The following is a 23365-nucleotide window of genomic DNA, read 5'->3' on the forward strand; positions in this document are numbered from 1 at the left end:
TCCGCCAAAACCCAGTCATAGCAAGCTCTTTAGAAAATTAAAATTTTTTGAAATTTTTAGTAATTTTTTCTTAATTTTAGTATATCCAAAACTATATTTTACTAAACCCTAAATATTATTTTCTTGTTAGTTTATGCTTACTTTTCATGAAAAAAGTGGAATTTTAGCATCTGTAAACTTTAAAAATTTGAATTATTTTACATATAACCAATAATAAAAAATGTTTGTTTATTTACATCATTTTATATTCAAAACATCATTATATTTCATTATTTAAAAAAAGCTGACACGAGATCAACTCGCATCAGCCTCACTATTCAATACTCTTTAATGATTCAACCATATCAATATTCTTTAATACTTTTCTCATGACAAAATCAATAAAGAAAGTAAAAATAAAGGTTAAAATCATAGCGTAAATATAACTTGTAAAATGAACACTACGGATAAACATAGCCATATCGACTTCGACTGTTTTAATTAAATAATTATGAATGAGTTTTCCTAAATATAACCCCAAAAGCGAACCTATTAAGGATAAGATTGTATTTTCTCTAAATACATAATCATAAACTTCTTTTGGATAAAATCCTAAAACCTTAATCGTCGCTATTTCACTTTTTCTTTCTTGAATATTAATATTTGTCAAGTTATAAAGAACAATAAAGGCAAGGGCACCAGCACAAACGATAAGAATGAAGACAACACTGTTAATACTTTCCATTTGTGTAATAAATGATTCTGATATTCCTTTCACAAATTGAATTGAAGTCATGCCTTGATGATGATCAACTTGATAAGTTAAGTTCTTTTCACTTTGATGCGTATCTTTATCTAAAGTAAAGTATTGACTGTTATATGTCACCTCTTCACCTGTTATTTGTTTGTAATACTCAGGCGTCATATAAACATAATGTCTAAAATAAAGTTTATATACCCCTGCTATTTTAACGCTATACTCTTTATTGTTAAGAGTAAGTGTCATTTGATCACCTGTTTTTACATCTAATAACTCTGCTAATTTAGCGTTAATCATCACACCTTGATTATTTAAGGTTAAAGTTTTGCCTGTTTCAAAACTAGTCATTTTAATGAAATCTTTAAATCTCTTAGGATTTTGTGGTATTTCAATGGTTGCATATTGTTGTCCAACAGAAACCGTTTTATCAAAAATATTCATTGTTTCTTTAATATGCTTAAAATGTTTAAAATCACTTTGAGCCTGTTGTAATTGTTCATTATTTAAATGACTATCATAATTAACAACCCCATCATAGACCCACATCTTTTGATATTGTTCGCTTGCTAGTGGAGAAATAGATTGTTTTAAACCAAATCCAACTACCATCAAAGCACTACAACCAGCAATCCCTACTACTGACATAAAGAAACGTTTTTTATATCGGAAAATGTTACGCATAGTCACTTTTTGATTAAATGATAATCTTTTCCAAATAAAACCAATTCTTTCTAATAAAATACGCTTTCCATTCTTTGGTGCTTTAGGTCTAAGCAATTGAGCTGGAACTTCATAAAGTTCTTGCATACAAACCATAAACGTCGCTACTAACGTAATCAAAACAGAAATAGCAAATGTTTCAACACATGTTAAAGCATCAAATATAATACGTGTTGAAGCTCCTACATCAAACATCATAATACGATATAAATAAACAATAATACCTGGGAAGAAATATGTACCAAAAACAATCCCTAAACCACATGCAAAAAACGTTGCTAGAAAAGCATAAATTAAATATTGATTAATCACATCTTTTTTATCATACCCTAAAGCTCTGAGAGTTCCACTTTGTACACGTTGTTCTTCTACCATTCTTGTCATGGTCGTAAGTGAAACTAAAGCAGCTACTAAAAAGAAAATCATCGGAAATAATATTGATAAAGATTCTATAGATTGACAATTTGCTTTATAACTTAATATAGCAGCATTTTCATTTTTAGTTAATGTTACAACTTTTCCTTGAGGGATGTCTTTTATTTGCTCACCGCTTTGATCTAACTGCTTTTCAGCATTATTTAATTGTTCATTTGTTTGATCAAGAACAATTTTAGATTCATCTAATTGTTTTTTAGCTTGATCTAATTGTTGTTTTGAGGCATCTAATGTTTTTTTGCTCGTGTCCAATTTTATTTTGGCTTGTTCTAACTGTTGTTTTTTTTCTACAAAAGTCTTTTCCGTTTGATTAATTGTCTGTAAACTTTGATCTAATGTTTTCTTTATAGTAGGCAACTTAGCTCTTAAAGTTTCTATATTTTGACTTTGACTTGCTAATTGTTCGTATGATGCCATTGCTATTTCTAATTGTTTTAACTGTGCTTGATAGATTTGTAATGTTTGTTGATCCAAATTAGGATTAGCGATAGCTTCTTTTAATTGATTAACTTGATTGACAACATTTTGATAACTTCCACATTGATTATTTAAGGCTTGTAAAGCCTGATCATACTGACTTAATTGTTTACTATACGTTTGATAATCTTGATATCCCTTCTGATATTCCTTTTTCTTTTCTTGAAATAAATTAAAACCATCCTGATACTGTTTCAAACCACTTAAATATTGATTATATCCTGTTTGATATTGACGATAACCATCTTGATATTGTTTTAATCCTTGTTCATATTGTTCTTTTCCTTGTTGGTACTGACTCACACCTTGTAAATATTGGTTTAATCCATTTTCATATGCATTTTTACCATCTGTCAATTGATCATTAGCGTCACTTACAAGTTGACTATAGAACGAGCGATATTGCTGATTCAGTACTTTTTTTATCTTTTTATTAACTTGTTTAATAAAATCATCATACTGATCAGTAAATATACGATAACGTTCGCTCCCTTTGATCTGTATTCGTAAATCATTATAAACAACTTGTCCATCATATAAATCATATAAAGACTGTGGTAATGCCATCATTTCATTACCAACTGTTTTCATTAAAACAAAGCCACTATTATTACCATCACCTAAGCTATTTGTTCCTCTTTCAAAGTTACAAGTATAACGCGTATCATTACATAGCCCTACAACTCGATATTCCTTTTTACCATATTGACTTTCTAAAGTCATTTTTTGATTTAAAGAAATATTTTTTTGTTTAGCTAGATAAGCATCTAATAATATTTCATTATCTTTTTTTGGCAATCTTCCTTTTGTTAATTCAGGAAGAGAAACACCTTTATCAAAATGATCACTTGTATAAACAGTAACTCCTTTAGTTTGATCTTGATATTTCATTAAAGCATCAAACCGCATACCATAATCAATTTGTTTTACTTCTTTAATATTCTTTACTTTTGAAATCGTTTCTTGGTCAAATCCTAATGTACCAATATAATTGAGATCACTCCAGTTATACTGGCGATAATAATGGTTCATGGTTTCTTGCATAATAAGAGGCGTTTGCCTCAATCCGGCAAAAAATGCAGCACCTAAAAATACAATACAGAAAATAGATAAAAATCTAGCTTTTGTCTTAGAAATGATTCTTATTTGATTTTTAACATAAGCTCTTTTCTTCATATCTACCACTCAATTTCCTGAATTGGTACTGGATGATCATTTTCTAACATTTTATCTACTCGACCATTTTTTAAATGAATAACACGATCAGCCATCGGTGCTAATGCACTATTGTGCGTAATAACAATAACAGTCATACCATAAGAATCACACATTTCTCTCAGTAATTTTAAAATAGCTTTACCTGTCAAATAATCTAATGCTCCTGTCGGTTCATCACAAAGTAATAATTTAGGATTTTTAGCAATTGCTCTCGCTATCGCGACTCTTTGTTGTTCTCCACCGGATAACTGTGAAGGAAAATTATTCATTCTTTGAGCAAGTTCAACGCGCTCTAAAACCATCTTTGGATCTAAAGGCTCTTTAGATATTTGGGAAGCCAATTCAACATTTTCTAATGCCGTTAAATTTTGAACCAGATTATAGAACTGAAACACAAAACCAATATCATCTCGCCGATATTGCGTCAATTTCTTTTCATCATACAAAGCTACATTTTCACCATCAACCATCATTTTCCCACTGGTAGGCTTATCCATTCCTCCAAGAAGATTAAGAATCGTTGTTTTACCAGCGCCAGAAGGACCAACGACAACGACAAATTCACCTTTTTCTAGAAAAAAGTCAACACCATCGCTTGCATGAATCTCAACATCTCCTACTTTATAAGTTTTTCTTACATTTTCAAATGATATAAAATGAGCCATCTCATCACTCGCTTTCATATATAAAAGATGATAATATTATATCATAGAAAGCAAATTCACGAAAGGAAATGACCTATGCAAGTATGTATCTTATCAGACAGTCACATGATTCCAAAATCACAGTTAGAATCTTTTTTTCAACAATTAAATGTTGACTATATTATTCATTGCGGTGATATTTATATGACTTATCAAGAAAATGATTTACCTCAAATCATTCATGTCCGTGGTAATAACGACCGTTATTCCCCATTAGAACAAATCATTGAAATTGATCAACTTCGCTTTTTTATTACTCATGGTCACCATTACCAAGTTGACCAATCTATTCACCTTCTACAAGACTATGCAGCTATTCACCAAATAGATGTTGTATGTTTTGGTCACACACATATTCCTTATCTTTACCAAGATGAACATACAACCTATATTAATCCTGGTAGTCTAGCTTTTCCTCGTGGCTTGTATCGTTATCCTACTTACTGCATCTTCGATAGTCAAAGTAAACAAGTCACTTATTATAATTACAAAACCAGAGAAGTTTGTAATCCTTTTAAAAAGCCAGAAAAAAAATCATTGTTCCATTCTTTGTTTAAAAAATAATACAAATTATATAATACTATAATGAAAGCAGGTAATAATATGAATGTAGTTGATTTTAATATGATTGTAGAAATTAATGAATTATTAAAAGAACACAATATTGATTATAATGTTCATACAATTGGGGGTTGTGCCTCATGTGGTTTAGAATTAAAACAATTGGGTAATGACTATCCGTTAGATGATATTATTACTCTTATCAATCAATATTTAAGTACCAAATGGCTAAAAGTCATTCCACAAGATGACAATCCCTTTTATTTAATTGTTTTATCAAAGTTCGATTAAAAAACCAATTCTTTATGTAGAATTGGTTTTTTATTATTCAAATAATTCTTGTGATTCATTAGAATTTAAATCAACAATCTTATAAAAGTATTCTTTTTGTGATAATCCTTCTCTTTTAATTTCACTATCAATCATCCCATCTTTAATATATAACAATTTAGAAGAATAAGAAGCAATTTTAGGATCATGAGTAACCATCAAAATAGAAACACCTTCTGTTTCATTTAATTGCTTGAACAAAGATAAAATCTCATGAGAATTTTTACTATCAAGATTACCTGTAGGTTCATCAGCTACAATGACTTTAGGATGTGTCACTAAAGCTCTTGCAATCGCCACCCTTTGGCGTTGTCCACCAGAACATTCACTTGGGTATTTATGTAAAGTTGCTTCAATATCTAATTTACGACTTACATCATGAACTCTTTGAGTAATTTCTTCATGATTCATATTAGCTAAAGTAAGTGGTACAGCAATATTTTCAAAGATTGTAAGAGAATCTAATAAGTTAAACTCTTGGAAAATAAAGCCTAAATTCTTATAACGAAATTCACCCATTTGTTTAGGAGACATTTGTCTTACTTCTTCTCCTTGAATATAAACTGTTCCTTTAGTAGGTATATCAATTGTTGATAAATTATTAATAAATGTTGATTTCCCCGCACCCGAAGGTCCCATGACACAAACAAATTCACCTTCATACATTAATAATGAAACATCATGAAGTGCCGTATAAGGATGACTTGTCCCTATACCATATATTTTCGTAACCTGTGTCGCATGTATAATTTCTTTTTTCATTTTTTATCTCCCTTGAATTGTATCAATTACAGATTTTTTATATTGAATATAAGTAAATATTGTCGATAAGATTAAAGGTATCATGTAAAATAACGTCATCATCAAAACAAACCATAATGAAATATGATCAAAATAAACAAAACGTCCTAATATAATTACAATATAAACAAATGGTATTAAAAATAAAGATAAGTAAAAATAAACAACTTCATTTCTAGCAATCTTTTTTAATTCACACTTTGTATAACCTACTTTCCATAAATTATAAAATAAACCTTTTCTCATTTGTGCTTCCATCAAAAACTTATAAATGACGCTTACCGTAAGTAGTACAATCACAACTACATATCCCATAATAGCAACAACAAACTCACGATATGAATTTCTACATGACATAATAATAGTCATCATAGACGTAATAGAACCCACTAATAAAGCAACAAGTAAATAGGCTTGTTGAATTGACTGACATAAATTAGATGTATAAATCAAAGCATATTTTTTAGTAAGTAATGGACCTTCTTTCAACTTTCTAATAAATTTAGCTAAAACATATCTAAGTAAACCTATCGCACCATAAATACCTAAAAATGTCGGTACAATATAAGAGGTAGATTGGTGAGGTTCTGTAAACATCATAACAATTCCACCTATATAACAAATCCCATAAACAACATAAGGAAATTTAATAATACGACGATCTTTAAACTCCATTTCCTTATTTTCCATTAATAAAGATTGTATATCATGTCGATAAATAAAACCACTTTCTAGTACACACAATAAAAACATCATCACCAATACAAAAATAACTGTTTGAATGTAAGTCATCACCGGTGTATAAAAAAGAGAAGCATGAATATTTAAATAATCATATATCCAATAATGCATAATAATCGTTAAACCTTGTCCTAAAAGTATACCTAAAGGTAAAGCTATTAAAATTAAAGCAAAGGTTTGATAAATTAAATATAAAGTTGATTGAAAACTACTTAATCCTGACATTGATAAAATAGCAATCTCTCCTGTTTTCTTTGATAAATAAAAATTATTTGCAAAGAAAATCATAAATCCACAAAACAAAATAATAACAAAAGATAATGAAGAAGCAAAAGGTAGTTGCATTGTTGCAAAGGTTGTTCCCCCATTTGCCTTTACTGTATCTTGTAGATGAGGATTATTAATAATATCAAAAAACACTAATGACATCGATATTGAAAAAAGCATAGTCAAACCAAATATAATACTTTTCTTAAATTCTTTTTTCAATATCGTCATCGAAAACTTAAAAGTACCCATATCTTCCTCCTGACACATATTTTCATTATATAATCATTTGTAAGCGCAATCAACACTAAATAAAAAAGACTATAATATGTTAAATTATAGTCTCATTATGTTAATCCATTTCTATTTTACCAGTATATAATTGGTAGTATTTTCCTTTTTCTTTAATAAGTGATTGATGGTTTCCTCTTTCAATAATATGTCCTTGTTCTAAAACCATAATACAGTCACTATTTTTAATTGTTGATAAACGATGGGCAATAACTAATGTTGTTCTGCCTTCCATTAATTTATCCATACCATCTTGTACTAATTTTTCAGTACGTGAATCAATTGATGATGTTGCTTCATCTAAGATTAATGCTGGTGGATTAGCAACTGCAGCACGAGCAATCGCCAATAACTGTCTTTGCCCTTGTGATAAATTAGCACCATCGCCACTTAATAAAGTTTGATAACCATCAGGTAGGTGTTTAATAAAACTATCTGCATTGGCTAACTTAGCTGCTTCTATACATTCTTCATCAGTAGCATCTAAGCGACCATAACGAATATTATCCATGACAGTACCCGTAAACAAATGCGTATCTTGTAAAACAACACCTAAAGATCTTCTTAAATCATCTTTTTTGATTAATTTAATATCAATACCATCATAAGTAATCGAACCATTTTGAATATCATAAAAACGATTAATTAAATTCGTAATTGTTGTTTTTCCTGCACCTGTTGCCCCAACAAAGGCAATCTTTTCACCAGGATTAGCATAAACATCTACATTGTGTAAAACCATACGATCATCAAAATAACCAAAGTCTACACCTTCTAAACGAATATCACCTTTCATTTCTACTAATTGTACTTCACCGTTGTTACGAGGATGACGCCATGCCCAATGTCCAGTTCTTTTATTTGTTTCAACCATTTGACCATCTACTATTTCTACACGACATAAAGTAACAATTCCTTGATCATCTTCACTTTCTTGATCTAATAAATCAAAGATACGTTTTGCTCCAGCTTGTGCCATGGCAACTGCATTAATTTGTTGAGAAATTTGTCCTATTGGTTGATTGAAACTCTTATTTAAAGTTAAAAAGGCAACCAAAGTACCAATCGTTAATGCAAAATGACCATTTAAGGCAAGAATCGCACCTACAATTGCACAAATAATATAAGAAATATTACCTAACTGTACTGTTACTGGCATTAAAATATTAGCATACTTGTTAGCTTTATAAGCACTTTGTCTCAATTCATCATTGAGTTGTCTAAAATCTTCAATTGCTTTTTCTTCATGATTGAAGACTTTTACTACTTTTTGTCCAGAAATCATTTCTTCAATATAACCATTCACTTTTCCTAAATCACTTTGTTGTTTAACAAAGAATTTTCCAGATAATGAACCTAGTCTACGAGAAACAACAAGCATAACACCCAACATGACAACACTTAATACTGTTAAAGGTATATTTAAGATAATCATTGAAATAAATGTTGTCAAAATTGTCATACAACTTGATACAAGTTGAGGGATAGATTGAGAGATTAATTGTCTTAAAGTATCAATATCATTTGTATAAACTGACATGGTATCACCATGAGGTGTACGGTCAAAATAACGAATAGGTAAAGATTCCATATGTTCAAACATATTTATTCTTAAATCTCTTAAAAAACCTTGTGTTACATAAACCATAATACGGTTAAATGAAAAGGCACAGATAACTCCACATCCATAAAAACATCCTACTCTTATTAAAGCATGAAGTAATCCACTAAAATCAGGAGAAGAACTCTTTAATAATGGGACAATGTAATCATCAATTAAAGTTTGCATAAACATTGTTCCTTGTACATTAAATACAGCATTTCCAACAATACATAAAAAGACAATAATTAAATGTATTTTATATTGACTCCATAACATTTTTAATAAACGTTTCATTGTTCCTTCTTTCATTATTCTTCCTCCTTTCCTTTCATTTGTGTTTCATAAATCGTACGATAAATTTCGTTTGTCTTTAATAATTGTTCATGACTATCAAAACCATCTACAACACCATCATTCAAAACAATAATACGACTTGCATTTTGAACTGAAGAAATACGTTGTGAAATGATAATTTTTGTTGTATCTGGAATACGTTGATTAAATGATTCTTGAATACTTGCATCAGTAGCGGTATCTACTGCACTTGTTGAATCATCTAAAATTAAAATCTTAGGTTTTTTCAATAACGCTCTGGCAATACATAATCTTTGTTTTTGACCACCAGATACATTTGATCCGCCTTGCTCAAGATAAGTCTGATAACCATCTTCAAATCGTTCAATAAATTCATCTGCACAAGCAAGTCGACATGCCTCTTTACATTCTTCTTCACTTGCTGATTCATTACCCCATCTTAAGTTTTGTAAGATTGTACCACTAAATAAAACATTCTTTTGTAAAACAACAGCAACTTCATCTCTTAAGAGTTCAAGATCATAATTTCTTACATCTTGTCCACCGACTTCTACACTTCCCTCATCTACATCATATAAACGAGAAATAAGATTAACTAAACTACTTTTAGCACTACCTGTACCACCAATGATACCTATTGTTTCACCACTTTTAATATGCAAATCAACATCTTTCAATACAGGTTCTCCACTACCATGTTTATAAGAAAAAACAACATGATTAAAGTCAATAGAACCATCTTTAACATCAGTTAAAGCATGATTTGGTGAGACTAAGTCAGACTGTTCATTAATCACTTCAACAATACGTCTTCCTGAAGCCAATGACATCGTAATCATAACAAAAGCCATTGATAACATCATTAATGACATCATGATATTCATAATATAACTAAATAAACTTGTTAATTCACCTGTTGTTAAATTACCAGCTACAATAGCTTTAGCACCTAACCATGAAAGCATAAGTATTGATCCATATACAGCGACTAACATAGCTGGATTGTTATAAGATAATACTGATTCAGCTTTTACAAATAACTTATAAATATTTTGAGCAGCTTTTTTAAATTTTTCATTTTCATATTTTTCTCTAACAAAAGATTTAACAACGCGAATACCTACAACATTTTCTTGAACACTTTCATTTAAAGTATCATACTTAGGAAAAACATCATTAAAGTATTTTGTTGCATGATACATAATAATAACAAGTACTGTTACAAGAAAAATAATGGCTACCACAAAAATCATACTTAATTTTAAATTAATCATCATAGCCATCGCTAATGCACATATTAAACTCATTGGAGCACGAATACACATACGAATAATCATTTGGTATGCATTTTGTACATTTGTTACATCTGTTGTTAGTCTTGTCACTAAACCGGCTGTACTGTATTTATCAATATTTGAAAAAGAGAATGTTTGAATATTGGTATACATTGCATCTCTTAAATTAGCAGCAAAACCAGTTGATGCTTTGGCTGCATGATTTCCAGCAAGGAATCCTAAAGATAATGTTCCAATTGCAATAACAAACATCATTATTCCATATTTTATAACTTGATTTATATTTTGTGCTTCAATTCCTTTGTCAATTAAACTTGCCATTAATAAAGGAATAATAATTTCTAAAACAACTTCTAAAGCAGCATATAACATTGTAAGTAGCGAATCTTTTTTATATTCTTTTATTTGTCTTATTAATGTTCGAACCATATTATTCTCCTCTCTTTTCTCCTAAATAACCAAACTGTTTGTTAACGAACTATTTGTTGTAAACAATAATCAGGATAATCCTGATTATTGTTTTACATTTTCTATAATTTTATCTGTAATTTCAATAAATGTTTGTATTTCCTCTTCTGTTAAACCAATAACAAGTTTTTGATGAATATCTTGCATTGTTTGATCTAACTGTTTATTAAAATCACAACTTTGTTTTGTTAGTATAATTTTCTTTAATCTTGCATCATAATCAACAGGAACTCTTTTAATCATTCCTTTTTTACACATCAGTTTCAACATCTCTGATGTAGTAGAACGATTAATAGAAAATTCATTTTCTATATCTTTTTGAAAAGTATCTATTCCTTGTTCCTGCCTTTCCTGTACAAAACCAATAATCCACATATGCATCATTGTGGCATGATCTGGTCTTCCACCTAGCACTTTATCAATAGAGCGCTTAATAAGATTATTTAATGTTTTTATACGATGTCCTACGGGATCACGATACATGATTTCCACTCCTTATTGTTCGGTTACGAACATTATCCTACCAAATATTTTTATCTTTGTAAAGAAAAAGAATGATGTTTCCATCATTCTAATTAAATTTTGTTAAATCATAATTTTTAAATTTATTCTTTAAGGCATCTTCTACCTTTGCAGGATCAGTTATTTTTTCAAATGAATCATCATATAAAGTATCAGCAAAAACAAATGGATCATCATCTTTTAAATAATCAGAATTAACACCACTTACATAACAAGCAACATAATAAGTTTCTGTTTCTGTTTCATCCAAGAATGTTGATGTTTCATCTACTTTATAAATACCAATAATATGATCACTTCTTAGTTTGCTTCCAGCAAAATAAACTGATTCTAAACTATATTGATATTGACTATACGAATCATTTTCATAACTATCTTTCATCTCTGCTTCAATATCTTTTTTAGCTTGTTTTAAAATCTTTTCTGGTACATCTTTAGCTTTAGCATAATTTTCAGTTAATCCTTTAACTTTTACTGTGACCGTATCATTTTTTACATCAAGTTTTAAATCTTTCGCTTTTTCTTTATCGTATACAGCGTGAACTTTTACTTTATCACCATTTTTTAACTTATGTGATGTATCATAATCATAAGTGATTGAATTAACGAAAGAACGAACATTATAATCATTGTGGTCATAATCTATCGTTCCTGGATTAACATCACTAATATAACCTGTTCCATCTTCTCCCCCATATTCTAATGAAACTTTAGGCATAATATTAATTGCTGTCTTATTAAAATAGTTATCATAAACCTTATAACCACCAAACAAAACAACAACAGCAACAACAATTCCTAAAACAATCTTACCGTTTTTTGTCTTAAGAAATTCTTTTACTTTTTCTAATCCAGCTTTAGCCTGATCGGCACCAGCTTGAGCTAATTCTTTTGCTTTTTCACTGTCTACAGAAATAGTTGGTTCATCAGTTGTTTCGATAAGCTTTGTTTCATTAAAATCAAAATCAACAAAATTAACCTTAATCACTTTTTTTGCCATTAAAATAGCAAAAACATTAATAATAAATACTAAAATAGAAATATAACCAAAATATTGAATATATTGTCCTGCGCTTTGCATTGCTCCTAGTGATGAATAAGCTGAAAATAATCCCGAGTAATTCCCATTTATAGCCATTTTAATCACTTTAATAGCCGCATTAAATACCTCTAATGACAATAATAATAACAAAGTATTAATTGCATTCAAAATAAATTCAGTTAAAATTACATATTCCTTTTTATTCTTTTTAAAGAAATAATAACCAGATAGCACTGTGATAATGATAGCCAAAACTAAATATAAATAAAAAATAATTTGAATCACAGTCACTACTGAACCAATTAGCGAAACTAAAGAAGAAGTATCAGATAAATTAAAATTTGAAGTTGATCCCGAAGTCTTTATGTTTCCAATTAAAATGCAAAGCGTAACAAATCCACTATAAATAGTAGAAATGAGTACTATTTTCTTCTTTGTCGCTAGTTTTTCTAGATATTTCATCATTTTTCTCCCCTCCTGTATTAAATTAACTATATCATACATTGCCTTAAAAAAAAAGAAAGTAAACGAAATATTCGTTTACTTAAGGTAGCGGTTTTTCGCTTGCTAAATATAAATCATACCATTCTTGTCTTGTAAGTTGAATATCACTTGCTTTTACAATTTCTCTTAGATGATCAACTGAAGTCGTTCCAACAATAGGCTGCATCCCCGCTGGATGCCTTAATAACCAAGCAATAGCAATAGCCGATTTTGTTGTTTGATACTTATCAGCAAGATTAAATAAAACATCGTTTAATTTTTGATAATTCGGGTGATCAATAAACGTTCCTTCGCTCCAAGAGGCTTGTAAAGAACTCCATGGTTGAATAGTAATTTCATTTAAACGACAATAATCTAATACCCCACCATCTTTATCTTGAGCAAAAGCCTCTTTCATATTCATATTTAAACCTGAATCAATCATCACAGAATGAACAATAGATAATTGTAATTGATTAATTATGATTGGATATTTTGAATATTTCTGTAATAGTTCAATTTGTAATGGTGTGTGGTTAGAAACACCAAAACAACGTACTTTCCCCTCTTGATACAGTTGATCAAATACTTCAGCAACAACTCGTGGATCACATAAAGCATCAGGACGATGAAGTAATAAAATATCAATATAATCCGTATGTAATCTTTCTAGCGAATCATGGACACACTGTAAAATATGTTCTTTAGAAAAATCATATCTTTTTCCCGGAACAATTCCACATTTAGTTTGAATAATCATTTTATTACGATATTCTGGATGTTTTTTCAAAACTTCACCAAATATTGCTTCTGACTTACCACCACCATAAATATCAGCATGATCAAAAAAGTTAATACCTTCGTTTAAGGCACATTGTACTAATTTTTCAACTTCTTCAACAGATTTATCAGCAATACGCATGCATCCTAAAGCAATTCGTGAAGCCTTTATATCTGTTTTTGGTATTGTAAAATATTTCATAAACCCTCCTACAAATCAAATAAATTTAATCCTGTTTCTTCATCATAAAAACGATCAATTTGACAGTCTACTATTTGTATAATCATCTCACAAGTTGCTGAAACAACAGCTCGATTAAGATGACCACCATATACTTTTCCTTGTTCATCCCCCGCTGCCATATGAAGGTGACTATAGTATTCACCGTTAAAAGTATTAATTGTTCCCGTAAGTGAAACAATTTCATAATTACCTTCAAATTCATTTGCATGATATTGTTTTTCATTTGTCTTAAAGACACCTACTGTAAATTGATTAACAGCTCCTAAAGCAGAAACATGAGCAAACTTAATATTTTCTTTTAAAGCAATATTTTTTACCTGTTGTGTAATTTCTTCACCTTTATCAATTCTAGCAACAATAGTGTGATCTACTCTTTTATATTTCAATTTATTCACCTCTTTATCTTTATTTTACACATTATCAATCATTTATGAAATAAAAAAAGCAATGTATTAACCTTGAATACATTGCCTATTTATATATTTATTATCTTAAGCTTCTAAAGCTTTTTTTGCTGTCTCAACGATTTGTGTAAATCCTTTTGGATCACAAATAGCGATTTCAGATAACATTTTTCTGTTGATTTCAACATTTGCAAGTTTTAAACCATGCATTAATTTAGAATATGAGATATCATTTAATCTTGCTGCTGCATTGATACGAGCAATCCATAATTTTCTCATATCTCTTTTAGTTTGTCTTCTGTCTCTGTAAGCATATGCCATTGAGTGCATTACTTGTTCATGAGCAGTTTTGTATAATTTATGTTTAGCTCCAAAATATCCTTTGGCTAATTTTAATACTTTTTTTCTTCTACGTCTTGTAGTATATCCACCTTTTACTCTTGCCATTCTATTTTCCTCCTATATGATAGATTATTTACATAATCTTGATTTAATTCTCTTATAATCTGAAGCACTTACTAATCCTGATTTAGCTAAATGTTTCTTTTGTTTATGAGTTTTGTTATGTGATAAGTGAGATACGTAAGCATGGCTACGTTTTAATTTTCCACTACCTGTTCTTTTTACACGTTTTTTAAGACCACTGTGTGATTTCATTTTTGGCATAATATATTTCCTCCACTATTACTTTTTCTTCTTTGGCGCTAATATAGCTGTTAAAGTACGACCTTCTAATTTAGCTGGTTTTTCAATTTGACCAACTTCTGCACATTCTTCAACAAAGTCATCAATAACCTTTTTACCTAAATCAACATGTGCAAGTTGTCTTCCTCTAAATCTAATAGCAACTTTAACTTTGTTACCATCACTTAGCCATTTTAAAGTTCTCTTTAATTTAACATTTTTATCATGAACATCAATTGTTACTGATAATTGTGTTTCTTTTAAAGCGACAACTTTAGAATTCTTTTTCATTTCTTTTGCTTTCTTTTGTTGTTCAAAACGGTATTTACCAAAGTCCATAACACGACAAACCGGTGGTTTGGCACCTGGAGCAACACATACTAAATCTAAATTTGCATTATAAGCAATATCTAATGCTTGATTTCTTGACTTCACTCCTACTTGATCTCCGTTTTGATCAATGACTAAAACCTCTTTGAAACGAATCTTTTCGTTAACCAACTCATCAGGTTGTTTAGGTTTTCTGTTATCAAATCTGCTAATGATAGCCACCTCCATTTTTTGTAGTTTAAATAAAAAGTGAGCACATTAAGTACCCACACATTGACATTAAGATAAATTATCTTAGCGACATTTGCCCATCGACATCATCAATCGGGCGAGAAGTAGGCACTTCTTCTTTCCACTACTTTTCATTTACTCATGAATAATATCACTATATAGTATGAAAGTCAATGTTTTTTATGATAAAATCAACGAAAAATATGATTGAATTGTTCAGGCATTTGTGCTTCAAACTGATAAGTCTTGTGATTGATTGGATGTTGAAAAGAAAAGATATGCGCATGAAGTCCCATTCGTTTAATTGGATTACTTGTTGCCCCGTATTTTTTGTCACCAGCGATAGGATGCCCTAGTGAGGAAAGATGCACTCTAATTTGATTTTTTCTTCCCGTATCTAAAAAGACTTCTAATAATGAATATTTCCCATTTGTCTTTACTTGACGATAATGAGTAATTGCCAGTTTACCTTGTCTGCTTATATAAACTTGCTGGGTCTTACTTTCGGATAAATAATTCTTAATAGTACCTTGTTTTTGTTTTAATTTACCCTCAACTAAAGCTATATATCCTCTTTTTTTAACAATCTTATTCCATTGTTCTTGTAATTGATTTCGTATCTTTTCATTTTTGCAAAACATTAATACACCTGAAGTGTCTCGGTCCAAACGATGAACAATAAAAATCTTATTCTTTTTATTTTCTTTTTTTACATATTCACTTACTAAATGATACGCTGTTTTCTCTTTTTCTTTACCATCGGACATACTTAATAAACCTGATGGTTTATTAATCACAACAAATTCTTGATCTTCGTACAATATTTTCAAATCTGAAGATTCCTCTTTTTTTATCTCCACCGTATCATCAACTTTTAATAAATAATCAAACTGTGTTATATTTTGATTATTTACATATACATTTTTATACTTTAAATAGTTTTTGACATTTTTACGATTATAATGAATTAACAAAAAATCCATTAAAACCATTTCTTTTTTTACTCTATATTTCATCTTTTCTCCATTTCCTTTTTTATAAAAAAGAAATCTCATTAGAGATTTCTAATATTCAATAAGACGATGTGTATTCAATAAAATAAGAATGATTTCTAATTCATAAGCGACTGTAGCTAACCACCATGGCATAAATTGAACAACACCACATATTACAATCAACAAACTTACAACCACACCTAAAATCATATTTTCAACAATAATATGTTTTTGTTTTCTAGAAATATTCAATAAATCAATAATTGTTTCTAAAGTAGAATCAACTAATAAAATATCACTATTTTTAATGACCTTTTTATCATGCACTCCTCCTCTAGAAATACCAACAAAAGCTTTTTGTAATAAAGCAATATCTTTATCACAATCACCAATATAAGCAACTTCGCCCATTACTTTTGCTTCATCCATCACTTTTAATTTATCTTCTACAGATAAATTATTGTAAATATTATATTGACTATTTTCCAAGTCAACAGGACCATCATTAAAAACAATAAGGTTTTTATGCACATTTTGAATTTTTTCAAATAAATCCAATTCTTCTTGTGTCACTTCCACACCATCAAATCGATCATAAATAATAGTTTGACATAAATTCAAATCATCAAGCCCACTATTTTCTTCAATAATGATCTTTTTAGAAAAGGCTTTTCCTATTCCTGCAAGGACACTAAATGAAGCTCCTTGTTTATATGCAAAACTTCCTGAGACAGTAAGCATAATCGCTCCTAAATATAAATAATGAATATTATCATGTAAATTCATTAATGGAATAATTGTACAGCATATAAGAGCAAGAACAACTAAAATACGTGTATATAATACTGACGCCTTTTCAATTAACTGGTGCGTACGTGATTTTGTAAGTGGAGCCATGGTTGCAATTTCAACAACTTTGCTCATTGCAGAACTTTCATATGAATATTCTACCTTAACCATGATTTCACCTTTTTCAACAACGGAACCACTAAATACTTCTTGTCCTATTTCTACATCTTGAAGAATTTCACTTCCATTAAGAGCATAAACATCTAACTTTCCTTTACCTGAAACAATTGTTCCTCCAAGAGGAATAGTTTCGCCAACGCGTACAACAATCGTATCTCCTATATCAATATCTTCTACATCAACCATTGTATCTTCATTATTGTCACGACGTCTTACCATCACCGGTGTATTAACCAAATCATCAATCTTATCCATAGTCCAATTCATTACACGAATACAAATTTGATTACCTACGTAGTATAAAACGCCAACAAATAAAGCTTCTTCATATGCTTGATATAACCATCCAGCAAAACAGGCAATGACTAAAATAACATTTTCTGTTAAATAACGTTTTCTCTTAATATCTTTTAAAGCTCTTTTAATTGTTGTTTCACCAATGACAATTAAAGCAACTAACCATCCTAACCCTCTTAAAAATCCATGATCTGTTTTACCAACAACGCCTAAAGCAATTCCTACTACTAATAAAGCAATACGAATATATTTATGTAAGTATTTTTCATTAAATAAATCTTGTGATTTAAAAGGTTTTTTCCATTGTTCTACTTTAATTTGAGGATTAACTTTTTCTACCAAACGATTAATTCTAACAATTGCATTTTTGTGGCTTGTTGTTAATTTTAATAACTTATTAGTAAAATCAACCTCTACATTTTCATAAACACTATACTTTGATAAAACATTTTTAATTTCTTGGGCTTCTTCTTCTGTCTCCAGATGAGTAAACATATAGATTTGTTCAACTTTTTTTTCTGGTGCAACATATTTTCTTTTTTTAGAGTTAATTTCTTCTTTTAAAACATAATCATAATTTAAATTATCTAATAGTAATTGTACACTTTCTGGACGTGCACAATTAAATGTAATACTGTTTTTAGCTACCTTAATATGAGAAACTTCTTCTAAGTCAGTAAGTGCTAAAGATAACTTATTCAGTTCATCTTCGTCACGAATTTGACCGATAAAAAACACACGTTCCATAATCTTTCTCCTTTTACATTTGTCTATTTTAACATAAATTATGATAATTTCAAAATCACATTAATAAAAGGGACGTAATGTCCCCTACTCTTGATAACATGTATAACCATTTTTGCCATGATCTTTTGTTTGATATAATGCTTGATCTGCTAAACTATAAAGGGTTTTAAAATCATAACCATGCAATGGATAAAGTGAAATTCCAATACTACAAGAAATATTTCCTTTAAATTTTGGAATTTTAATACTTCTAATATTATTACATAGTTCTTCTGCCTTTAATTTGACCACTGAGTCATCTTCTATATTTTTCATAAAGACAATAAACTCATCGCCACCAGCTCTTCCAACAATATCATGTTCATCAAATGAATTTTTTAAAATTGTTCCAAAATGTTTTAATACCTCATCACCAACAACATGACCATTTAAATCGTTTACTGTTTTAAAATTATCTACATCAATCATAAATAAAGCACCTTTGGTTTTTTCTTTATTACTCATTAAATATGTAGATATCTCACTTTTTAAAGTCTCTTTATTTTTTATTCCTGTTAAAGCATCCATCTTAGCAATATGAATCAATTTCTTTTGGTGCTTATTATTTAGTTTAAATATTGTAAATAATAATACCAGTACTGCAACAATAACAATTGCTAGCAATTGATATTCTGCTTGAATAATAAATGTATAAGGCTCTTTCGCTTTATTCACATCCACGCTATAACACATCATCCAATCATTTATTTTTAACGGATAATAAGCCATATAACTCTTCTTATTATTTCCTTCAATAACAACATAGCCACCTTTTTGACTAGTAAAATTATTCTTAAATCGGCTCAACTGTTTTGAAGATAAAACTTGATATTGTTTAAAATAATCATATACATTTGATGAGTTAATAAATTTTTTGCTATTGATAGCTTCATAAGATATTAATTCACCATCTTTAGAAATAATACAAGCTGTTCCTTGACCATCATATACTTCTTTAAATATGATTTTATTAAGATCTCCTATATCATAGCTACCACCTAAAACACCAACAATTTGTTTTTGTTGATCATAAATAGGTACAGCTAAAATAACACGCGTCTTAGAAGAAACAGAACTAGAAAGAGGATCACTTAATACTCTGTTTCCTTTAATTGCTTCTTGAAAATATTGACGATGAGCCACGTTCTTTGTTGCACCATTGTCATAATGACTTTCACCATTAAGATCAATAATCGCTATATTTTCTAACTTTGTATATTCCTTAACAGATTTTAGCAACTTAAGATTATTATCACAAAATAAATCTTGACTACTCATATAATTACCAATGCCCTCTAAATAACGATATTGCACGTTAATATAAGACTTAAAACTTTCTGTTTGTTTTTCAGTACTCGTTACCACTTTGTCAACAGATTTTTATTTAATATCATTTTGAACATAAAAGAAAAACGAAAAAGAACAAACAAGAATAAAAGCAACAAAAACAATCATTACTTTTAAATAAGATTTAAATGAAGTTCTATAAACGATTTGTCTTTTCATAACTTCCACCCCATTACATCTTTATTTTAACACTTTTGATTTACCTAAACCTTTATTTTGACAATTTTCATCAAAAATATATACCTCTTTTAATCAAATATCAATAAAAATATAATATCTTAACTTAATTATTCTTAAAATCAAAAGCAGATTTTCACAAATTGATGAAATCTGCTTTTTACCTTATCTTAACAAATATATTTTTTCATTACAAAACAGTAAATTCCTAACAAGCTTATACTAAATAAACTTATAAACATCATACTATTAGTATTATCACCAGTTTGTACTTTCTTCGTTTCTTTTTTCTTTTCAACTGTTTCTTGTTTATTTGATGAATCAGTTGGTGTTTTATTATCCTTTTGTTCATCACTTATTGTTTCTTTATCTTTTATAGTCAAATAAGTTGTTACTGTTCCATCTATAAATATTATCTTAACAACATGCGTTCCTACAGTTAATGTATTTAAATATTCATCATTAAAAGTAACAATAGTTGATCCTTCTGTTATTTGATAATTTGCTTTATCTATTTCTTGTTCATCTACAGCCACTTTTATATTATTTGTAAATTCATGATTAATTCTAAGTGCTATTATTTTTCCACTCTTTTTAATAAATACAGAATTTGCTCCATCTATAATTTTGTAATCATTCTTTTTCTTAACAAGCTCATCAATGGCATTATTAATTGATTTTGCATAATCATCTACTATTGCCTGTTCTGTTATGTTTTTATTACGATCTACTGCATTGATAGCTTCTATTACTTTTGTAAAATCAACATAATCATCTTTGTTAAGCATATTTGCTTTTGCGATTGCTTCATTTACCTTTGTATAATCTGCTCCTTTTAAGATCAAATTATCAATAGCAGCATTGATAACCTTTGCCATATCATCAACTTCAGATTGTTGAGTAATCTTTTTATCACGATTTACTGCATTGATAGCTTCTGTTACTTTTGTAAAGTCTACATAATTATCCTTATTAAGAGTATTGGCTTTTGTGATTGCTTCATTTACCTTTGTATAATCTGCTCCTTTTAATACCAAACCAGCGATAGCATTGTTAATCATCTCTGCATAACCATCAACTATTACCTGTTCTATAATATTTTTATTACGCTCAACTGCATTGATAGCTTCTGTTACTTTTGTAAAGTCTACATAATTATCCTTATTAAGAGTATTGGCTTTTGTGATTGCTTCATTTACCTTTGTATAATCTGCTCCTTTTAATACCAAACCAGCGATAGCATTGTTAATCGCTTCAGCATAATTATTTACTGTTTCTTGTTCTGTTATGTTCTTTCCTTCTTTTACTGCTTTAAGTGCATTTTGTAATACATTTACTGTTTCATCTGTATAGATACTTAAATCACTTGGTACTTTCTCTTTTGCTTCTTGCACCTTGCTATAATCCGCTGGTTTTAATTTCAATCCATTGATAGCTGCATTGATGGCATCAGCATAATTATTTACTGTTTCTTGTTCTGTTATGTTCTTTCCTTTTTTTACTGCTTTAAGTGCATCTTGTAGTACTCTTACAGTTTCCTCTGTATAGTTTTCTAAATCACTTGGTACTTTAGCTATCGCATTATTTACTTCTGTATAGTCAGCCCCTTTTAAGACTAAATTTCCAACAGCAGCATTGATAGCATTTGCCATTGCATCAACTTCAGATTGTTGAGTAATCTTTTTATCACGCTTTACTGCATTGATAGCTTCTGTTACTTTTGTAAAGTCTACATAATTATCCTTATTAAGAGTATTGGCTTTTGTGATTGCTTCATCTACTTTTGTATAATCCGCTCCTTTTAACACCAGACCAGTAATGGCCTTGTTAATGGCTTCGGCATAACTATCAACAATATCTTGTTCAGTAATATCTTTCTCTCTAATAACAGCATCAACCGCAATTTGTAATACATTTACTGATTCTTCTGTATAATTATTTAAATCACTTGGTACATTGGCTATCGCATTATCTACCTTAGAATAATCTGCTTTAGGATAGCTCATGCTAAATAAACCCTTTATAATATTACTGAATACTACATTCGCATCATTAGAATTTTTAACACCCATATAGTAACCGCTATCATTTGCTCTATCTCCTAATGTTTTATAGTCTACAGCATCTGGATAATTGCTAGAGACACCATGCATATAAGCATTGAATGCCACTTCTTCTGTCCAATTACCATTACCTTTAGGTCCTGTAATTGATGGATCTGTTTCAGTAAACATACCAATTGAATAAACTTCTGCATATTTTTTTATTTCTTTTGAAGCTTTAATAGCTCCATTGGCAACCTCGCCATTAAAACTATTAAAATCTGTTGGATTACCATCTGTTAAAAAGAGAACAACTCTTTTTGCGTTTTTTCTTGCATTGTCATTAACACTACCATTGATTAATGATTGCGCTAATTCCATACCGTAATCACTACGTGTTGCTCCAGCTGGACTAATCGCATTTACTTTATCTTTTAATTGATTTTTATTTTCGTTTGTTACTGTAAAATAATGACTTACAATTTGAGTATAATTGTAACTATATGCCCCATCATGGTATGTGTTATTTCCTTCTTTAGTTTCTGGATCACATTTCTTACCTGCAAATTTAATAATCGAAATTCTACTTTGTTTATTTTTATCACTTTTGTTTGAATTACTAGTTGCAAAGGCTTCAATAAACTGATTAATTGAATCTTGCAATATCTTAATTCTTTTAACACCACTATTACCTATAGGATCATCCATGCTCCCGGATACATCTAAAACAAGTACAATATCTAATGGTATTTTAGCTTCTTCATTATCCGCAAATACATTTACAGACACTTGAGCAAAAATCATCATCATTGTAAGTATGCTTGCTATTAGTTTTTTATATATTTTCATGTTCCTTTCCCTCTTCTTTTCTCTATATTTCAAGTTATTTGGTAAACATAAAACTGATTACACTCTTATTTTACTATCTACCATAATCATTTTTAATGATTGGCGCGAAATGTCGTTTTTAGGGTGCGAAATGCAAAAGAACAAAAGGAACAATCTATAATTGATTGTTCCTTCAGACTGTTGACAAATTGACTATCGACAGTCTTTTTAAAATTTGT

Annotated in this window: 20 protein-coding genes and 1 other annotated feature; of the genes, 2 read left to right on the forward strand and 18 right to left on the reverse strand. The window is 29.4% G+C overall.

All coding sequences use genetic code 11. The annotated features are described in order from the left end of the window. Nucleotides 1-313: 313 nt before the first annotated feature. Nucleotides 314-3547: an FtsX-like permease family protein gene (locus DWZ53_RS07275; RefSeq protein WP_118433036.1), complete on the reverse strand. Its 3234-nt coding sequence runs from the start codon at nucleotides 3545-3547 to the stop codon at nucleotides 314-316. A gap of 2 nt (nucleotides 3548-3549) precedes the next feature. Beyond that, entirely contained in the window at nucleotides 3550-4254 is a 705-nt protein-coding gene (locus tag DWZ53_RS07280) for an ABC transporter ATP-binding protein (protein WP_118433038.1), read from the reverse strand. Between the two features lie 75 nt (nucleotides 4255-4329). Here DWZ53_RS07280 and DWZ53_RS07285 point away from each other — a divergent pair, with 75 nt between their 5' ends. Both DWZ53_RS07285 and DWZ53_RS07290 read left to right on the forward strand, forming a co-directional pair. Beyond that, on the forward strand, nucleotides 4330-4857 hold the full coding sequence (locus DWZ53_RS07285) for a metallophosphoesterase (RefSeq protein ID WP_118433040.1): 528 nt from the start codon (nucleotides 4330-4332) through the stop codon (nucleotides 4855-4857). A gap of 39 nt (nucleotides 4858-4896) precedes the next feature. After that, nucleotides 4897-5145 carry a hypothetical protein gene (locus DWZ53_RS07290; RefSeq protein ID WP_118433042.1) on the forward strand — a complete coding sequence of 83 codons (249 nt, stop codon included), beginning with the start codon at nucleotides 4897-4899 and terminating at the stop codon, nucleotides 5143-5145. Nucleotides 5146-5178: 33 nt separating this feature from the next. On the opposite strand, the gene DWZ53_RS07295 is transcribed toward DWZ53_RS07290, so the two are convergent. The 16 genes from DWZ53_RS07295 to DWZ53_RS07365 all read right to left on the reverse strand — a co-directional run bounded on the left by DWZ53_RS07295 (nucleotide 5179) and on the right by DWZ53_RS07365 (nucleotide 23147). Further along, nucleotides 5179-5946: an ABC transporter ATP-binding protein gene (locus DWZ53_RS07295; RefSeq protein WP_118433044.1), complete on the reverse strand. Its 768-nt coding sequence runs from the start codon at nucleotides 5944-5946 to the stop codon at nucleotides 5179-5181. Between the two features lie 3 nt (nucleotides 5947-5949). Next, nucleotides 5950-7245: an FtsX-like permease family protein gene (locus DWZ53_RS07300; RefSeq protein WP_118433046.1), complete on the reverse strand. Its 1296-nt coding sequence runs from the start codon at nucleotides 7243-7245 to the stop codon at nucleotides 5950-5952. A gap of 100 nt (nucleotides 7246-7345) precedes the next feature. After that, the gene (locus DWZ53_RS07305; protein WP_118433048.1) at nucleotides 7346-9196 is read right to left on the reverse strand and encodes an ABC transporter ATP-binding protein; all 1851 of its coding nucleotides are present in this window, start codon (nucleotides 9194-9196) and stop codon (nucleotides 7346-7348) included. Beyond that, nucleotides 9196-10926 carry an ABC transporter ATP-binding protein gene (locus tag DWZ53_RS07310; RefSeq protein WP_118433050.1) on the reverse strand — a complete coding sequence of 577 codons (1731 nt, stop codon included), beginning with the start codon at nucleotides 10924-10926 and terminating at the stop codon, nucleotides 9196-9198. The genes DWZ53_RS07305 and DWZ53_RS07310 overlap by 1 nt, the downstream gene beginning before the upstream one ends. Before the next feature lie 84 nt (nucleotides 10927-11010). Beyond that, complete coding sequence (locus DWZ53_RS07315) at nucleotides 11011-11448, reverse strand: MarR family winged helix-turn-helix transcriptional regulator (protein ID WP_118433052.1); 438 nt, start codon at nucleotides 11446-11448, stop codon at nucleotides 11011-11013. An 88-nt stretch (nucleotides 11449-11536) separates the two neighbouring features. Then, nucleotides 11537-12994 carry a hypothetical protein gene (locus DWZ53_RS07320; RefSeq protein WP_118433054.1) on the reverse strand — a complete coding sequence of 486 codons (1458 nt, stop codon included), beginning with the start codon at nucleotides 12992-12994 and terminating at the stop codon, nucleotides 11537-11539. A 79-nt stretch (nucleotides 12995-13073) separates the two neighbouring features. Then, nucleotides 13074-13994 carry an aldo/keto reductase family oxidoreductase gene (locus DWZ53_RS07325; protein ID WP_118433056.1) on the reverse strand — a complete coding sequence of 307 codons (921 nt, stop codon included), beginning with the start codon at nucleotides 13992-13994 and terminating at the stop codon, nucleotides 13074-13076. A gap of 8 nt (nucleotides 13995-14002) precedes the next feature. Further along, nucleotides 14003-14422, reverse strand: coding sequence for a PPC domain-containing DNA-binding protein (locus DWZ53_RS07330; protein WP_118433058.1), 420 nt, complete (start codon nucleotides 14420-14422; stop codon nucleotides 14003-14005). Nucleotides 14423-14527: 105 nt separating this feature from the next. Continuing rightward, on the reverse strand, nucleotides 14528-14887 hold the full coding sequence (rplT, locus tag DWZ53_RS07335; RefSeq protein ID WP_118433060.1) for a 50S ribosomal protein L20: 360 nt from the start codon (nucleotides 14885-14887) through the stop codon (nucleotides 14528-14530). A 24-nt stretch (nucleotides 14888-14911) separates the two neighbouring features. Next, nucleotides 14912-15106 (reverse strand): 50S ribosomal protein L35, encoded by a 195-nt coding sequence (gene rpmI / locus DWZ53_RS07340; RefSeq protein WP_118433062.1) that lies wholly within the window; start codon nucleotides 15104-15106, stop codon nucleotides 14912-14914. An 18-nt stretch (nucleotides 15107-15124) separates the two neighbouring features. Further along, complete coding sequence (gene infC, locus DWZ53_RS07345) at nucleotides 15125-15682, reverse strand: translation initiation factor IF-3 (RefSeq protein WP_118433064.1); 558 nt, start codon at nucleotides 15680-15682, stop codon at nucleotides 15125-15127. A gap of 7 nt (nucleotides 15683-15689) precedes the next feature. Beyond that, nucleotides 15690-15811, reverse strand: a sequence feature (ribosomal protein L20 leader region). A 65-nt stretch (nucleotides 15812-15876) separates the two neighbouring features. After that, entirely contained in the window at nucleotides 15877-16701 is an 825-nt protein-coding gene (locus tag DWZ53_RS07350) for an RluA family pseudouridine synthase (protein ID WP_118433066.1), read from the reverse strand. Between the two features lie 48 nt (nucleotides 16702-16749). Beyond that, nucleotides 16750-18693 carry a hypothetical protein gene (locus tag DWZ53_RS07355; RefSeq protein ID WP_118433068.1) on the reverse strand — a complete coding sequence of 648 codons (1944 nt, stop codon included), beginning with the start codon at nucleotides 18691-18693 and terminating at the stop codon, nucleotides 16750-16752. Nucleotides 18694-18777: 84 nt separating this feature from the next. Next, nucleotides 18778-20097, reverse strand: coding sequence for a sensor domain-containing diguanylate cyclase (locus tag DWZ53_RS07360; RefSeq protein WP_118433070.1), 1320 nt, complete (start codon nucleotides 20095-20097; stop codon nucleotides 18778-18780). 15 nt (nucleotides 20098-20112) lie between these two features. Then, nucleotides 20113-20238 (reverse strand): hypothetical protein, encoded by a 126-nt coding sequence (locus tag DWZ53_RS11430; protein WP_255415314.1) that lies wholly within the window; start codon nucleotides 20236-20238, stop codon nucleotides 20113-20115. 188 nt (nucleotides 20239-20426) lie between these two features. Further along, nucleotides 20427-23147 (reverse strand): vWA domain-containing protein, encoded by a 2721-nt coding sequence (locus DWZ53_RS07365; RefSeq protein ID WP_118433072.1) that lies wholly within the window; start codon nucleotides 23145-23147, stop codon nucleotides 20427-20429. Between the last annotated feature and the right edge of the window lie 218 nt (nucleotides 23148-23365).

It is taken from the genome of Coprobacillus sp. AF33-1AC (assembly GCF_003475785.1).
In the GTDB taxonomy this organism is placed as follows: domain Bacteria; phylum Bacillota_I; class Bacilli_A; order Erysipelotrichales; family Coprobacillaceae; genus Faecalibacillus.

What these genes read in the sequence shown, in the direction of transcription:
- DWZ53_RS07355 (WP_118433068.1), bottom strand. Translation starts at nt 18,693, where the DNA reads ATGGAACGTGTGTTTTTTATCGGTCAAATTCGTGACGAAGATGAACTG.
- DWZ53_RS07275 (WP_118433036.1), bottom strand. Translation starts at nt 3,547, where the DNA reads ATGAAGAAAAGAGCTTATGTTAAAAATCAAATAAGAATCATTTCTAAG.
- rplT (WP_118433060.1), bottom strand. Translation starts at nt 14,887, where the DNA reads ATGGCAAGAGTAAAAGGTGGATATACTACAAGACGTAGAAGAAAAAAA.
- infC (WP_118433064.1), bottom strand. Translation starts at nt 15,682, where the DNA reads ATGGAGGTGGCTATCATTAGCAGATTTGATAACAGAAAACCTAAACAA.
- DWZ53_RS07285 (WP_118433040.1), top strand. Translation starts at nt 4,330, where the DNA reads ATGCAAGTATGTATCTTATCAGACAGTCACATGATTCCAAAATCACAG.
- DWZ53_RS07320 (WP_118433054.1), bottom strand. Translation starts at nt 12,994, where the DNA reads ATGATGAAATATCTAGAAAAACTAGCGACAAAGAAGAAAATAGTACTC.
- DWZ53_RS07280 (WP_118433038.1), bottom strand. Translation starts at nt 4,254, where the DNA reads ATGGCTCATTTTATATCATTTGAAAATGTAAGAAAAACTTATAAAGTA.
- DWZ53_RS07305 (WP_118433048.1), bottom strand. Translation starts at nt 9,196, where the DNA reads ATGAAAGAAGGAACAATGAAACGTTTATTAAAAATGTTATGGAGTCAA.
- DWZ53_RS07325 (WP_118433056.1), bottom strand. Translation starts at nt 13,994, where the DNA reads ATGAAATATTTTACAATACCAAAAACAGATATAAAGGCTTCACGAATT.
- DWZ53_RS07365 (WP_118433072.1), bottom strand. Translation starts at nt 23,147, where the DNA reads ATGAAAATATATAAAAAACTAATAGCAAGCATACTTACAATGATGATG.
- rpmI (WP_118433062.1), bottom strand. Translation starts at nt 15,106, where the DNA reads ATGCCAAAAATGAAATCACACAGTGGTCTTAAAAAACGTGTAAAAAGA.
- DWZ53_RS11430 (WP_255415314.1), bottom strand. Translation starts at nt 20,238, where the DNA reads ATGAAAAGACAAATCGTTTATAGAACTTCATTTAAATCTTATTTAAAA.
- DWZ53_RS07290 (WP_118433042.1), top strand. Translation starts at nt 4,897, where the DNA reads ATGAATGTAGTTGATTTTAATATGATTGTAGAAATTAATGAATTATTA.
- DWZ53_RS07300 (WP_118433046.1), bottom strand. Translation starts at nt 7,245, where the DNA reads ATGGGTACTTTTAAGTTTTCGATGACGATATTGAAAAAAGAATTTAAG.
- DWZ53_RS07350 (WP_118433066.1), bottom strand. Translation starts at nt 16,701, where the DNA reads ATGAAATATAGAGTAAAAAAAGAAATGGTTTTAATGGATTTTTTGTTA.
- DWZ53_RS07310 (WP_118433050.1), bottom strand. Translation starts at nt 10,926, where the DNA reads ATGGTTCGAACATTAATAAGACAAATAAAAGAATATAAAAAAGATTCG.
- DWZ53_RS07315 (WP_118433052.1), bottom strand. Translation starts at nt 11,448, where the DNA reads ATGTATCGTGATCCCGTAGGACATCGTATAAAAACATTAAATAATCTT.
- DWZ53_RS07295 (WP_118433044.1), bottom strand. Translation starts at nt 5,946, where the DNA reads ATGAAAAAAGAAATTATACATGCGACACAGGTTACGAAAATATATGGT.